We start from the raw sequence: 15,231 nt of genomic DNA on the forward strand, positions 1-15,231 counted from the left end.
TTAATTGTCACCTGTTTAACCTAAAAAGGGGTGTTGGCTTAATGGGTAATTTTCAATAATCCCTGCCAGCTGAAATAGTTCTGGGTCAGATGTGTCCGGTTCATCGACCATTTCCGCTGTGGTAAATAACACGATCCCACTGCCAGTTTAGTCTTGCCATATCTGGCTTGCACGGCTTCTAAAGCCTGCATCAGCTGTTCGTTGCTTTCACGCTGGCGATGGTCTGTAAGCAGATCAGGCACATAGCGGGTCTTGCTGACCAGACCGGTCAGAATCACCCCACATTTTTTATACTTTACCTCTGGCTTATAGATGCCTTGCAGTAACTGCATCGCAGCATGAATCAGATCAAGTACACAGTCCGTGGGTTCCGGGAATTCAAAGGCCAACGATTTGCTGTAATACGCTGTGTTTTGATCAAAGGGATTGGATTGCACAAAAGCAATGATACAGCCACACAGCGAGGCATCCGCACGCAAGCGCATGACTGCATCTTGCACATACTTACCCATGGCTTCTTTCAGATCATCCAGCTCAGTAATCCGTTCTCCAAAGGAGCGGCTAGCCACAATCTGCTGCTTGGGTGCAGGAGCATCCTCCAGTTGCAAACAGGAGATGCCCTGTAATTCCAGCACCGTGCGCTGCATCAGCACTGAAAACAAACTTCCCATGCGATGCGCATCCTGCATGGCCAGATCCAGTACCGAATGGATGCCCATCTGGTTCAGCTTTTTGACCAGCTTACGTCCCACACCCCAGACTTCACCCACCTCAATTCCAGCATACAGCGTTTCCTGATCCAGATAATCCAGCTCCAGCACATTGCATACGCCTGCAAAGCCAGGCCATTTCTTGGCAAGGTGATTGGCTAGCTTGGCTTCGGTCTTGCTGCGACCAATCCCGATGGATACCGGCAACCCGATCCAGTCCCAGATCCGCTGTTTCATCTCTCTGGCATAGCGGGTCAAGTCAAAATGCTGTGCATAACTGGTTAAATCCAGAAAACATTCATCAATCGAATAGATTTCCTGTTCATGCGGAGCCACATAACCGGCCAAAATCGAATGGAAGCGATTGGACATTTCCGCATACAGGGCATAGTTGCTCGACAGCACCACCACTTGATGCTGCCGGACAATGTCCTGAACCTGAAACAACGGAACACCCATCTTGATGCCCAGGGCTTTGGCCTCATTACTGCGGGCCACTGCACAACCATCATTATTGCTCAGCACAATCACTGGACGGTGATTCAGGCTGGGATTAAACACCCGTTCACAACTGACATAACAGTTGTTGATGTCGATCAGGGCATAAATCCGCTCGGGGCTGTTCATCTGAACTTCTTGATGACACTGGTGACTACACCCCAGATCAGCAGGGTCTGACCGTCTTTCAAATGGATATCCGCATAATCCGGGTTTTCCGCCTGTAACCAGCGTTTGTCGCCTTCAATCATCAGTCGTTTGATGGTGAAATCATTGTCGATCAGGGCCAGAACAATATCACCATGCTTGGGCTCAATACTGCGGTCCACGATCAGCTTGTCCTTCAGATCAATCCCGGCATCGCGCATGGAAAGCGATTCCACCTCAACGATAAAGGTAGCCTGCTGGTTCTGGATCAGGAACTCGTTCAGATCCAGGGTCTTGTCGATATAGTCTTGGGCTGGGGAAGGGAAACCTGCAGCCACCTTTTGCAAGGCAACCGGAATCTCATAATGTGTTCTGGCTTCAACCGGAGTAATCGAAGCAACATCATTGCGGGCTGGTTTTTTTATCTGATCCAGATACTGCCTGATCTCCAGTACACGGGCTTCGGGAACCCGGATCACTTTGGTTGGGCCTTCATGAACTGGTTTGCGACCAGCACCTTCACGGGCACCACCATGCTGAAATTCATCCATTTTACTTGTTCATCTTGATTGTGTAACATAATCAAGATGGTAAAACAGCAGTGGAAAAAAACAACTCCATTCGTCGGATTGTGTTCTGAATATCTATCTCACCAGAAGGTGGTTATAGATTACTTAGAGCAATCAAACTTGAGCTAAAAATTATTTGCAGCCCAAGCTGTTGAGGTTCAACTTCTACTGCAGAAGGTTTAAATCAAACCTGAGGGAACATGCCACGTGCATAAGAAAAAGGGCACTGTTGCAAATAACCACTAATGGCTGCTTAACCTCTACTTTTAACTTCGGTTATTTATGGGAGGATTACCCAATGATGTTGGTTGTTGCAGCATAAGTTGAAGGGAAAGTCCTTATATATAGTCCAGTGCTTTTGCTTTTGTGTTAGGGATGTTGGCTTTGCTCGATACGAATGTATCGACCCGAAGGGCAACTAGCCCGACCTGTGAAGGAACGCTCACATCTTTATTTTTTTGTGATTTATGTTATATTCCTTTCAGAAATTAGTGCTGTAGTTTATTTTTTAGCCCGATCATCCCTGGTCGGGTTTTTTTATACTTAAAAATAGCTAAGAACTTTTAAAAAAGTCATATTTCGCTTGGAACAATATTTTAAATAAAAGTACAATTAATTGTCTAATTTTAGATACTTTTTTATTAAATATTTCTATAAACCAACTGGTAATATAAAGTGATTAAAGCTCTAAAGTATGCATTAGCATCATCAATTTTACTAATTTCAACAACACAAACTTATGCAAAAGACGAATGTTCAATTGATTTTACAACTAATCAATCACTGATTAGAACAATCAAAGAGAAAGGTTTCGTATTTGAAAATTATGATAAGGTCTGCAAATTATTACGTTCGGCAAATGCATCAGTTGACATAGTCTCTATGTCACAAATTTCTCCGTATCAAACTACTGCCGCAGTAAATGTTAGATTAAAAGCTAAAGAATATGAGGCTCAAGGAATTAATGTTTATTCTGAACACCAAAGCTGGATACGTTACGAACAAGAGCGAACAACACTAATTCAAGAAAATGCTGCTTACATTGTAACTATGGCAGCACTAAATGCAATAAGTCAAAATTCAGTAGATGAATTAAATAAACAGCGTGCAGCTTTAAAAAACTACAAAGCTAAAAAGTAGGAAAATGATTGGCATAAAGTATCAAATATGCCTATAAAACGTCCGAAATAGCGTGGAACATAAAAAAGCCTAGAACTGAAATAGAACTAGGCTTACTAACTTACTGATAAGTATAAATTATAGGTTATGCATTTCGTATAATATCCATTATGTTAAATAGAGGCTTATGGATGTTTATATCGTATAAGGTTATTTCGGTTTTGCACAAAGATAAAAAATCTAATTATTTTGAATATCCTGTTTGATTTGCTTTTACCATGTGGATATAAGGATTTTTATTCCATTTCTCAGCATGTGAATAGATTACACAAATTTGATTACTTGCTTCGTGTATCTGATTTTTATATCTAAAATAAGGTAATCCATTCAAACGTTGTTGCTTATTAACTAAATCAAAGGTTTCTATTCCTCTACGCTGCGGAATATAAATATTTTCGACTTGACCGCACATCTCTTTTTGCTGTGCTGATTGATTAATATCTTGTGCTATTGTTACGCCTGTCGAAATTCCAGCAAAGAGTAATAATAAAAAAAATAACCAATTTATCGAAAGTGGTAGTACATCATTTATGTGTTTTCTGAACAAAGCAAATAGTAATGTAAATCCTGAAATCAGTGCACAAGATAAGGCCAATTCGTATTCATTGGTAAATAAGAACAAAATACTTAAAATAGCAGAAAAAATTCCGGTCCATACATTGTCTTTAATTGTTAGTGGTCTTAATCTTTCTTTTTTAACTAACATTTTAATCCTAAAAAATTGATGCTGATATATAAAGATTTTCTAAAATTAACATAATACACCTTATACGAAATGCGTTCTAATTCTCTTTAGAAATCAATGCTGTAGTTTCTAGTTGATAGCCCATCTACCCCAAGGTGGGCTTTTTTTATGATTTTTCACGTTCCACGCTTATTATTTAATCAAAAGACCTCTTGAGAAAGTATAGTTTTATCTAATTTTTGAATTGGCTAAAACCTCATAGAATATAGCTTTTGGCTGCTTAAAATTTGACTAACGCAAGAATTCTAAAGTTTCTCAACTTTGATTAGCTCAAATAAATACCATTTCTCTTTTTCTAGGTCTCTTTAAATCACGAATTATGTAACTATAGAGTATACCCTAAAGTTACAATCTGAAAGTTCATGAAATTATGTATCATTTAAATGATTTTTAATCATAAGTAACATGTAACTTTAGTGTTAAAGAATTATAATTTACGAAATTGTTCATTTTTCTTCAATTGGGGCGTGAAAAAGTGAAAGGCCAAAAAGTAGGGTATGTCCGGGTCAGTTCTGTCGAGCAAAACACTGGACGTCAACTTGAGGGAATTGAAGTCGACCGGATTTTTGTTGATCGTGCGTCAGGTAAAAATACCGACCGACCGAAATTTCAAGAAATGTTGAATTATGTCCGGGAAGGAGACCAGGTGATAGTACATTCCATGGATCGTTTTGCGCGAAGCTTAAAAGATTTGGTGACTGAAGTAGATAAACTGGTCAAACGAGGGATCTCCATCCAGTTTGTAAAAGAAAATATTACTTTTACGGCCCAATCCACTCCGATGGATAATTTGATGCTGCAACTGATGGGTGCTTTTGCACAGTTCGAACGTGAGATTATTCTGGAGCGGCAAAAGGAAGGAATTAAACTGGCATCAGCTCAAGGGAAGTACAAAGGTCGGGTACATAAATTGAAACCTGAGCAGGCTGAAGCTTTACGACAAGCATGGAAGGAAGGGAAATATCCTTCAAAAATGGCATTAGGTCAGGCATTCGGTATTAGTCGTCAAGCGGTATACCGCTATTTAAAAGCCGGGGAATAACTCAATTGAATTTTCGACTATATTTAGTTTAGCTTATGAAAATGAGGGAATGTGATAAATCTATGAAAAAGCCTATTCGAGGGGGGAGATTGAACTATCATACTGATTTTAGATGACCATTTAATCAATCACCCCAGATGTTTAGAAAAGAAAAAACCCCGGCATCCTGCTGGGGTTTTTAGTATTGGTTCGCTCGGTATAACTCTTGTTGTACCTTACTTCAAAGCCAAAATCTTTCGAGCACCATTAAGTACGAATAAAGAAACCAGTATACCAATGATTAAGTCTGGATAAGCTGATCCCGTCCATGCCACGAGTACACCGGCAAATATGACGCCCATATTTACCACAACGTCATTCGCTGAGAAAATCCAACTGGCTTTCATATGTGCGCCATCTTCTCGATGACCAGAAATAAGATATAAGCATGTCACGTTAGCTATAAGTGCGAGCAGGCCAATAACAATCATGAGCGTTGATTCTGGCTCGCTTCCAAACATGAATCGTCTAATGACGTCAACAATCACGATGACAGCGAGTAATAACTGAATCCAGCCTGCAAAATGAGCTGCTTTTACTTGATATTTCGCAGCTTTCCCGACGGCATATAGCGCAATACCATAAACGGCTGCATCGGCAAACATATCTAGAGAATCAGCAATCAATCCTGTAGAAGCAGCAATAATACCGCTGATGAATTCTATAAAGAACAGTAGAGCATTAATGCCTAATAACAGTTTAAGTACTTTAGCTTGTCTTACAGGATCAGGTTCATTGGGTAGGTCACCTGAAGAAAGCTGTGTTTCATCAAGTTTCGCCCCAAAACCCAGTCCTTCAAGTTTGGCCGTAATTTGCTGAATCCCTTCATTATGGAAGACTTTCAGTTTTCGATTGGGAAGATCAAAAGTAAGACCTTTAACTGCTTCAAGATCTGCAAGAGTCATACGGACCATTTGCTCTTCAGCAGAGCAATCCATTTTAGGAATGGTGTAGGTACTTGTTTGCTTGGCCTGTTGATTGCTTATATAAGTTTCAGTCTTCACAAGCTTTGCCCCAAAACCCAGTCCTTCAAGTTTGGTGGTTATATTTTCATCTTTTTGATTATGTAGAACCTTTAAAGAACGGTTAGGTAAATCAAAGATGAGTTTTTGAACACCATCAATTGAAGATAGCGCCATACGAACCATCTGTTCTTCCGCAGAACAATCCATTTTGGGAACTAAGTATTCACTCATGTAGTGCGAATCTTTTAAAACGTTTTCAGTGCTTAAATTTTCTTTGGGATCAGAACCACAACAGGATTGAGCGGTATCTTCACAACTGTTTGAAGTGTTACAGCAAGGAGATGAAGATTTTTCTTCTTCCTCTTCACCACAACAGCTAGGCGTATTATCACAATTCTTTGAATTGCTTGCTTCTGCAATTGATGGATGATTTTCTTGTTGAGATTTCTTATCTTCGCATGGTGTTTCTTTACTACATCCACAACCACTCATAGTTATACCCATTAAAAAAATTTATAAACTTTGAATATTAGAATCCCTATAGTTACTATAGAGTCAAGATTTTTTGGAAATACCAACTCAATGCATTTAAAAATTGGTGAACTCTCTAAAAAAACCTCATGTTCAGTATTAACAATTAGGTTTTATGAAAAGGAAGGTTTAATTCCGGAACCCGAAAGAACAGAAGGAAATTACCGCCTTTACGATATAGGCTATGTTGAGCGAATTAAGTTTATTTTGAATTGCCGAACTTTAAATATGAGTTTGAATGAAATTCGTCAATTACTCACCTATAAAGATAATCCCAAGAAAAATTGTTCAGATGTGAATGAATTAATTGACTTACATGTCAGTGCTATCAGAGAAAATATAATCAAGCAACAAAAGCTTATTGAACAATTATCTGATTTAAGAGGTACTTGTGATGGCTTATGTACAATTGACCAATGTGGAGTTCTAAAAAATCTAGCTTGATTATCTAGACCTATGCTTTTTTCAAAAATTCTGTATATCTTTACTTAAGGCTGCAAAAAGTTTAAGGTTACTCAAATTCTGTGATCAGATCTTTGATAGATCTGGACAGCTTCTTATTGGTGTTTTAAATACAGATTTGTGTATGAAGAGAAAAACATTTCTAATCCAGATATTGGTACTCTTATTCACATTCCAGAATATTTGGAGTGTGGCAGAGGCTGCGTGTCTGCATGAAATGCCAAACATACCCAATTCAATACTCTCTAATCCAATCGATTTAGACGAAAAGAGTGATAGTCCTAGTCAAGCACTTTATTCCTTAGAAAACTATAAAGAAATTTATGACTATTGTCAGAAGGTTTGTTTTAACGAAAAGTGCAGTCATTTCTCAAATACAATCGTGATTCAGATTGACCCACCCGATGATTTGAAGCTTAAAACTCATTTTGAGACAGTCCTTACACCATCTTATTTGGGAAGAACTTTTTATAAATCCCCTTATCTGAATCAATTAACACCCCCTCCTGATTTGCCCCTACTATTGGTGGGGTAGTCTTATAAAAGCCCACCACTCCTAATCTCATTATGTGTGGGGCATTTCATGTCAAAAAACAAATTATATCAGGATACTTCTATCCTGAATTTATCCTGGTCAGCATTCCGTACAGGTGTCTTGCTATCAGCAATGATCAGCTTGAGTACTTCTGTAGTCGCCAGTCCTCAAGATTTAACGCTGCGACAAGCCATTGATCAGGTCAACCAGTATCAAGCGTCCCAAAATTTCTGGGAAACGCAAAACAGCATTAATGCCACGAATCTTCAGCAAAGTAAGCTGTTTAAAAATCCTGAACTGTCAGTTGAACAAACGGGATTTGGTTCAAATAATGAAAAAGAGCTTACCATTGGCATATCACAACCCTTGGATATTTTTGGTGAGCGAAAAGCAAACCAAAAATTAGCCAGTCTCTCTACAGATAAAACAGCACTGAAGCAGAAGATTTATCAAGCGCAAATTGAGCTTGCAGTGAAATATGTATGGTCACAACTGGCCATTGCCGAACTTGAAAGAAACATTGTCAATGAACAACTTCGGGTGAGCGAAGAAAACCTTAAAGCGATCGAGAAGCGCTTTACTGCGGGCGGTATCGCGCAAGTAGATGTGAATCGCGCACGTTTAAGTCATGCTGAAAATATCCGTCTTTTTAGACAGGCCGACTTACAAGTCCAAGTGGCCACCCAACAATTATCAAATTTATGGGGAACCTCTGATAAGTCATTGCAGGTAAACCTCTCTTCACAAAAGCTCTGGCCAAAATCGACTCATCAGCAGGTTCAAGAATATTTAGCGGAAAACTACGTTGAGAAATATCGAGCTTTACTGGTATTAGAGTCTCAAGCAACGGTTGATCAACTAAGGGCAAAGGCACGTCCTAACCCCACTTTAAACCTAGGTGTCAACCGCACCCAATCCTTGGAAAACTCCACACAAAATCAATTAGTAGTCGGAGTCAGTGTACCGCTTAATATTTTCGATCGTCAGCAAAATGGCATAAAAATCGCGCAAGAAAAAATGAACTTATTAGAGCGTCAGAAAGAGTTTTATCTAAAGCAAAATGCGCTGCAAATAGGCACAATTTTAACCGAGTTGCAGGGTTTAGAGCTGCAATTCAAAGTCGTTGACGAGACTCAAATTCCTTTGGCGACTCAAGTTCAAAGTAAGACGCTACAAGGTTTCTTGGCAGGCAAGTTTGCTTTAACCGATGTTCAGCAAGCCACGCTTCAATTACAAGACATCCGTCTGCGTAAAGTCCAGTTGTTACGGGATGGCTGGCAAAAGGCCATTGAAGCAGAAAGTTTGAGCTTAGGCATTAGCCCAAGTGAAGTCATGTCGAAAGATGCTATTGCACAAATCAATCAAAACTTATGGCAAGACATACAGGCCATGCCTGTCATTGGTGGGGGAAATTAACATGTTCGATCTTAAAAACAGCTTAAAAAAACAGAGCGGAAAAATCTCTCAACCTCTACTGATTGGTTTGGTCATCGGCGCAACCGTACTACTCAGTATTTTCTTGATCTTGTCGGGTAAGAATAAATCTGAAACATCAGATGAACATGCAGAGGAAGAAGGCGCAGAGGAACATGGAAGTGAAGAACATGGCGGTGAAACCGAAGAGCATGCAGAAGGCGTGAGCCTGACGGCCAAGCAACTGGTGGAACAGGGCATACAGTTATCAGCGGTCGATCAAGGTCCGGTGGTTAAATTAAGTTCTTATCCTGCCAAACTCAATGTGAATACGGATCAGCAAGCGCATGTCTCACCGAGTTTTAGCGGTCATGTAGAAAATGTTTATGTAGAACTCGGCCAAAAAGTTCAGAAAGGGCAGCCTTTGGCTACATTGCTTGTTCCTGATCTAGTTGATCAGCAGGCCAATCTTAAAATTGAACAAACCAATCTGGAACTGGCGAAACAAGACTTTGAGCGTGAGCGTCAATTGTGGTCACAGGGTATCTCAGCAAAACAGGACTATCAACGGGCTTATAACAGTTATAAACGGGCACAAATTCAGGTTCAAGCGGCCCAATCACGTTTAAGTGCATTTGGTGCTGTGAATGCCAGTAACGGGCGCTATATTTTAAAAGCCCCAATTTCTGGCGTGATCAGTAAAAAGGATTTGGTTCTCGGGGAAAATGTTCAGTTAGCAAGTCAACTCTTTACCATAGACCGGTTAGATCAGCTCTGGCTTGAATTTATTGTTCCAAATTCTGAAATTGTGGGCTTAGCCCCGAATCAAAAGATCGAATTTAAATCTTTGCAAACTGAAAAGGTCTACAGGGCAGTTATTCAAACCTTAAATACTGAAGCGGATATTCAAACAGGTCGTCTTCAGGTGCGAGCAAAAGTTGAATCGAATGCAACCGAATTACGTCCAAACTTGATGGTAAACGTACAGTTGCAACAACGCAGTGAAAGTACCGCACTACGGGTACTTAAGTCCGCAGTTCAGAATGTCGATGGAAAAGATGTGGTTTTTGTCGCCACTCAGCATGGACAAAAAGTTGAATTCACTCCGCAGCCGGTGAAATTAGGTCAATCGTCTGGGGATAGCCAGTGGATTGAAGTGGTAAATGGGCTTAATCAGGGACAAAAATATGCCGCTCAAGGCAGTTTCTTACTGAAATCTGAGATGGAAAAAGGAGAGGCTTCACATGAGCACTAAAAGCCCTCACATTCCAGACCACGAATCGGTAAAACCTGAAGGGCTGTTTGATCGGCTGATCCAGTTTTCTATTCATAACGCAATCTGGGTCATGCTGTTTATTGCAGCCTGGATTGCTATTGGTATTTATAGTTATCAAAAGTTACCGATTGATGCTGTACCGGATATTACCAATACTCAGGTGCAGATTAACACCTCAGCCAATGGCTTTACGGCTTTGGAAATGGAACAGCGGATTACCTATCCAATTGAGAATGCCATGTCAGGCATGCCGAAAATGGAACAAACCCGCTCTATTTCACGCTACGGCTTATCACAAGTGACCATCATTTTTGAAGATGGCACGGATATTTACTGGGCCAGACAGCTTATCAACCAGCGCTTGCAAGAAGCAATGGGAGAAATGCCTGAAGATGTGCAACCTAACATGTCACCTATTTCGACAGGTTTAGGTGAAATCTATCAATGGGTGATTAAAGCCGAACCAAATGCTAAAAAGCCGGATGGGACCGCTTATTCGGCTATGGATTTACGTGAAATTCAGGATTGGATTGTAAGGCCACAATTACAGCGCGTAAAAGGCGTTGCGGAGATCAACAGCATTGGTGGCTTTAATAAAACCTATGTGGTTGCCCCAGATCTGAACCGATTGCAACAATTACAAATTCCTTTGACTGATTTACAAACCGCCTTAACAGAAAATAATGAAAACCGTGGTGCTGGGTATATCGAGAAAAATGGACAACAGTTGACTGTGCGGGTGCCCGGCACTTTAAACACGATTGAAGATATCCAGAACATCAGTATTGCCAATAAAAACGGCTATCCGATTCGGGTGGCAGATGTCGCCAATGTCTCAATTGGTCATGACTTAAGAACAGGGGCTGCAACCTATAATGGTGAAGAAACTGTATTGGGTATTGCCATGATGATGATGGGAGAAAATAGCCGTACCGTTGCTCAAGCCATTGATGAAAAGGTGCAATCGATCCAGCAATCGCTACCTAAAGGTGTGATGATTGAGACTGTGTATGACCGTACGCATTTGGTTGATCGGGCGATCAAAACCGTTCAGAAAAATTTGATTGAGGGTGCAATCCTCGTCATTGTTATTTTATTTCTCTTTCTAGGTAATTTCCGTGCTGCGCTGATCACGGCTTGCGTTATTCCACTGTCAATGCTGTTTACCTTGACGGGAATGGCAGAGCAGAAGATTAGTGCAAATCTGATGAGTTTAGGGGCACTGGACTTCGGTATTATTATTGATGGTGCAGTGGTTATTGTAGAAAACTGTATCCGTCGGCTAGCAGAAGCTCAGAAGCTGAAAGGTGGTTTACTTAGCCGTTCTGAAAGATTTAAAGAAGTCTTCTTGGCTGCAAAACAGGCGCGTCGTCCTCTCATCTTTGGACAGTTAATTATTTTGGTAGTTTATCTACCTATCTTTACCCTGACGGGTGTAGAAGCCAAACTTTTCCATCCTATGGCAATGACGGTTGTACTGGCTTTAATTGGGGCCATGATTTTATCTGTCACTTTTGTGCCAGCCGCAGTTGCCCTATTTGTCACTGGAGAAGTCAAGGAAACCGAAAGTCGCTGGATGCATTGGCTTAAAACTAAATATGAATTGCTTTTAGATAGAGCCTATGAGCTTCGTTTATTTGTGACTATTGTGGCTGCCTGTATTTTAGTGCTTACGGGTGTGCTAGCTACTCAAACAGGTAGCGAGTTTGCACCTCAACTGGGTGAAGGTGATTTTGCTGTTCAGCAAATGCGTTCCCCAAGTACAGGGTTAGAACAGTCACTGAGAATGCAGGAAAATACTGAAAAGTTACTGTTGAAAGAATTTCCTGAAATTAAAGCAATCTTTGCCCGTACCGGTACAGCAGAAGTGGCCACAGATGTCATGCCACCCAACATTTCAGATGGCGTGGTACTGTTAAAACCTCATGATGAATGGCCTGATCCAAAACAAACGATTGATGAGCTTCGCCAAAGAATGATTACTTTCTTAGCGACATTGCCGGGAAATAACAGTGAGTTCTCGCAACCCATTGAACTGCGTTTTAACGAGTTAATTTCAGGGGTGCGAAGTGATGTGGGTGTCAAGTTATTTGGCGATGATATGGAAATTCTGAATCGTGAAGCGAATAAGATTTCTCAGAAAATTAAATCAATTTCAGGCGCGACAGCCGTTAATGTAGAGCAAACCAGCGGCTTACCCTTGTTGAATGTAGAAGTTGATAAGTCCAGAGCAGCACAATACGGCTTGTCGGTAAGAGCAATTCAGGATCTGGTGGCGACAAGTGTCGGTGGTCAAAATGTTGGAACCATTCTACAGGGAGACAAGCGTTTTGATTTTGTTATCCGTCTAGATGAATCCCAGCGTAGTCCCGAGCAGTTAGCGCTACTTCCTGTTCAATTGCCAAATGGTGGTTTAGTCCAACTGCAAGATGTTGCACGCGTTGAAAATATCCTGGGTATTAATCAGGTCAGCCGTGAAAATGGTAAACGTCGGGTGGTTATTACTGCAAATGTAGAAGGACGCGATTTAGGCTCATTCGTAACAGAACTTCAGAGCACGTTATCCAAACAGGAATTACCAAGCGGTTATTGGATAGATTATGGCGGTCAATTTCAAAATCTGATGTCTGCAAAAGCGCGTATGCAATTGGTGGTTCCGCTCGCATTGTTGACGATCTTTATTTTATTGATGGCTGTATTCCATAATATCAAAGAAAGCTTACTGGTCTTTAGTGGTGTCCCGTTTGCCTTATGTGGAGGCTTAATCGCATTGTGGTTGCGTGACATTCCATTATCCATGTCAGCAGGGGTTGGCTTCATTGCACTATCGGGGGTGGCTGTACTGAATGGCTTAGTCATGCTCACCTTTATCAAAGAGTTGCGACAGCAATATGACCTTTATTATGCAACGTGGCAGGGTGCAATTTTGCGTCTTAGACCTGTGCTGATGACCGCTTGTGTTGCTTCGCTTGGGTTTGTTCCGATGGCTTTGGCAACCGGGACTGGGGCAGAAGTACAGAGACCTTTAGCGACTGTAGTCATTGGAGGAATTATCTCCTCTACCCTGCTTACATTGGTTTTACTGCCTGTACTGTACCGGTGGATGAATGAAAAGAAAGCTTCTTAATCCATTAGATTAAGCAATTTTTAGCAGAGATATTGGGTCTGTCTCAAATATCTCTGCTAATCATGGATTAAATAAGGAAAATTTTATGTCAGAACATCATGATCATAGCCATGCGGTTGTTACTGAAGGAAATAGTAAGAAATTAATGTTTGCTTTGGGTTTAACGACTACTTTTTTAATAGTAGAAGTTGTCGCTGCTTTTATTACCCAAAGTTTAGCATTACTGTCTGATGCCGCTCACATGTTTACTGATGTAGCCGCATTAGCTATTGCTCTTGCTGCTATCAAAATTGGTAAAAAAGCCGCAGATGATAAAAGAACTTTTGGCTATCAGCGATTCGAAATTTTAGCGGCTCTGTTTAATGCAGTGATGCTTTTTGTGGTGGCGATATATATTGTCTATGAAGCTTACCAACGCTTTACGCATCCTGCTGAAATTCAAAGTGTTGGAATGATGATTGTCGCAGTCATTGGTTTGGTCATAAATTTGATTTCAATGAAAATCCTTTCTGCGAGTGCTCAAGAAAGTCTAAATGTGAAAGGCGCATATTTAGAAGTCCTTAGTGATGCACTGGGATCGATAGGCGTGATTATCGGAGGAGTGGTCATTTATTTTACCCAGTGGATGTGGGTAGATACCGTAATCGCTGTGTTAATTGGCTTCTGGGTTTTACCTCGAACTTGGGTTTTATTAAAACAAAGTATCCATATTTTGCTTGAAGGGGTTCCTGATGAGATTGATATTGAGTCGTTAAGAAATGATTTATTGATGCTAGAGGGTGTTGAAGGGATTCATCAGTTGAAAGTCTGGGCTATATCTTCAAAAAACATTCATTTAACTGCTCATTTGGTTGCTCCTAATAGCGATCCAGATCAGCTCTATCAAAAGGCCTTAGACGTTCTAAAACATAATCATAGTATTACTGAAATTACGTTACAAATAGAAAGTAAGGAATGTAATACATTGGAACAGCATAAACATTAAAGTGCTGCTCTTTCTACATAATGGACAGATGACTAGGCTGATAAACCTTACCATTTTCCTGTATTACACTTCTATTTATCACACGCACTTTAAACACCATCCTGAGACATTTTAAAATTACAAGAATGTAATTTATGAGTCCTCTGGGTGTTAATTCTTTAAAGTTAGAATATCTAACAAGTATTAAATGAGAGTAAATAAACATGCTATTCAAAAATAAATTTTGTACTAAATTACTGTTAATTAGTGCATTCTTTAGTATCGCAAGTTTTAGTTATGCAGATGGCGGCTTGTTATTTCTTGAAAAGAATTTAAAAGCTTCTAAAGTTGAAAATTCTAGACAAAAACAAGTTAAAAATAATGAATCAAATGAATCAAATGAATCAAATGAATCAAATGAATCAAATGAATCAAATGAATAGTTGGGTTGCATAAATAAATCAATTAGACTTATTCATTCAGCAATATAATTCCTGAATGAATAAGTTTATAACTAAAACCGGCTTTGTTGCATAAACATTCAAAAGCTGAGTTTTCCCCAATCCATTCAAATTTAAGTGACAACTTGGGTGTGAGGTCTACCTAATTCCGTAAATCTATTCAGAACTGCCACACGCGCATGAACTTCATTGACCTGACTTTGAAAATGTCTTGCCGTCAGCTTATCTCCTAATAATTTGATGCAATGCATCTTGGTTTCCACCAAACTGCGACGGTGATAGCCCGACCATTTTTTCCATAGGGTTCTGCCTAAATGCTTAACCGTTTGAAGTAACTCATTTCGTTCTATTGAACTGATTTTAGAATCTTTCCAGGGCTTGGCATTCTTCCTGGGTGGAATTACGGCACTGTTGCAAATAACCACGAATGGTAAGCTGAAGGGCACTGTTGCAAATAACCACGAATGGTAAGCTGAAGACTGTTTTAGCTAAAGGTGCAGCATATGAATCCTTTCCATGGTCGGCATTTTCAGGGCGAAATCATTCTTTGGGCTGTGCGCTGGTATTG

Annotated in this window: 13 protein-coding genes and 1 pseudogene; 9 read left to right on the top strand and 5 right to left on the bottom strand. The window is 40.2% G+C overall.

All coding sequences use genetic code 11. The features are described from left to right. Window positions 1–38 precede the first annotated feature (38 nt). On the bottom strand, window positions 39–1,337 hold the full coding sequence (locus FTU86_RS08805) for a DUF4113 domain-containing protein (protein ID WP_016658936.1): 1,299 nt from the start codon (window positions 1,335–1,337) through the stop codon (window positions 39–41). Then, window positions 1,334–1,906, bottom strand: a complete 573-nt coding sequence (locus tag FTU86_RS08810; RefSeq protein WP_005180682.1) for a LexA family transcriptional regulator — start codon at window positions 1,904–1,906, stop codon at window positions 1,334–1,336. The genes FTU86_RS08805 and FTU86_RS08810 overlap by 4 nt, the downstream gene beginning before the upstream one ends. 693 nt (window positions 1,907–2,599) lie before the next feature. On the opposite strand from FTU86_RS08810, the gene FTU86_RS08815 reads away from it, so the two are divergent. Further along, window positions 2,600–3,064 carry a hypothetical protein gene (locus FTU86_RS08815; protein WP_160241753.1) on the top strand — a complete coding sequence of 155 codons (465 nt, stop codon included), beginning with the start codon at window positions 2,600–2,602 and terminating at the stop codon, window positions 3,062–3,064. Window positions 3,065–3,287: 223 nt separating this feature from the next. Here FTU86_RS08815 and FTU86_RS08820 read toward each other — a convergent pair whose 3' ends face one another. Next, window positions 3,288–3,809 carry a hypothetical protein gene (locus tag FTU86_RS08820; protein ID WP_160241752.1) on the bottom strand — a complete coding sequence of 174 codons (522 nt, stop codon included), beginning with the start codon at window positions 3,807–3,809 and terminating at the stop codon, window positions 3,288–3,290. A gap of 514 nt (window positions 3,810–4,323) precedes the next feature. Between FTU86_RS08820 and FTU86_RS08825 the strand changes: the two genes are divergently transcribed. After that, window positions 4,324–4,890, top strand: a complete 567-nt coding sequence (locus tag FTU86_RS08825) for a recombinase family protein (RefSeq protein WP_104470814.1) — start codon at window positions 4,324–4,326, stop codon at window positions 4,888–4,890. A 215-nt stretch (window positions 4,891–5,105) separates the two neighbouring features. On the opposite strand, the gene FTU86_RS08830 is transcribed toward FTU86_RS08825, so the two are convergent. Continuing rightward, window positions 5,106–6,386 carry a cation transporter gene (locus FTU86_RS08830; RefSeq protein ID WP_104500112.1) on the bottom strand — a complete coding sequence of 427 codons (1,281 nt, stop codon included), beginning with the start codon at window positions 6,384–6,386 and terminating at the stop codon, window positions 5,106–5,108. 90 nt (window positions 6,387–6,476) lie between these two features. Between FTU86_RS08830 and cadR the strand changes: the two genes are divergently transcribed. From cadR to FTU86_RS08865, 7 genes are all read left to right on the top strand, one after another. Further along, on the top strand, window positions 6,477–6,869 hold the full coding sequence (gene cadR / locus FTU86_RS08835; protein ID WP_004281856.1) for a Cd(II)/Pb(II)-responsive transcriptional regulator: 393 nt from the start codon (window positions 6,477–6,479) through the stop codon (window positions 6,867–6,869). A 142-nt stretch (window positions 6,870–7,011) separates the two neighbouring features. After that, the gene (locus tag FTU86_RS08840) at window positions 7,012–7,422 is read left to right on the top strand and encodes a hypothetical protein (RefSeq protein WP_025465702.1); all 411 of its coding nucleotides are present in this window, start codon (window positions 7,012–7,014) and stop codon (window positions 7,420–7,422) included. 48 nt (window positions 7,423–7,470) lie between these two features. Then, window positions 7,471–8,838 (top strand): TolC family protein, encoded by a 1,368-nt coding sequence (locus tag FTU86_RS08845; RefSeq protein WP_004677225.1) that lies wholly within the window; start codon window positions 7,471–7,473, stop codon window positions 8,836–8,838. Between the two features lies 1 nt (window position 8,839). After that, the gene (locus FTU86_RS08850; RefSeq protein WP_086197158.1) at window positions 8,840–10,090 is read left to right on the top strand and encodes an efflux RND transporter periplasmic adaptor subunit; all 1,251 of its coding nucleotides are present in this window, start codon (window positions 8,840–8,842) and stop codon (window positions 10,088–10,090) included. Then, on the top strand, window positions 10,080–13,238 hold the full coding sequence (locus FTU86_RS08855) for an efflux RND transporter permease subunit (protein WP_160241749.1): 3,159 nt from the start codon (window positions 10,080–10,082) through the stop codon (window positions 13,236–13,238). The genes FTU86_RS08850 and FTU86_RS08855 overlap by 11 nt, the downstream gene beginning before the upstream one ends. An 85-nt stretch (window positions 13,239–13,323) precedes the next feature. Next, entirely contained in the window at window positions 13,324–14,223 is a 900-nt protein-coding gene (locus tag FTU86_RS08860; RefSeq protein WP_004665978.1) for a cation diffusion facilitator family transporter, read from the top strand. A gap of 203 nt (window positions 14,224–14,426) precedes the next feature. Next, window positions 14,427–14,645, top strand: a complete 219-nt coding sequence (locus tag FTU86_RS08865) for a hypothetical protein (protein WP_168384852.1) — start codon at window positions 14,427–14,429, stop codon at window positions 14,643–14,645. A gap of 131 nt (window positions 14,646–14,776) precedes the next feature. Here the strand turns inward: FTU86_RS08865 and FTU86_RS08870 are convergent. Next, window positions 14,777–15,070, bottom strand: a pseudogene (locus FTU86_RS08870) (IS5/IS1182 family transposase); the annotation flags it as partial. Window positions 15,071–15,231 lie beyond the last annotated feature (161 nt).

The organism is Acinetobacter sp. YH12155 (assembly GCF_013418255.1).
GTDB lineage: Bacteria > Pseudomonadota > Gammaproteobacteria > Pseudomonadales > Moraxellaceae > Acinetobacter > Acinetobacter indicus.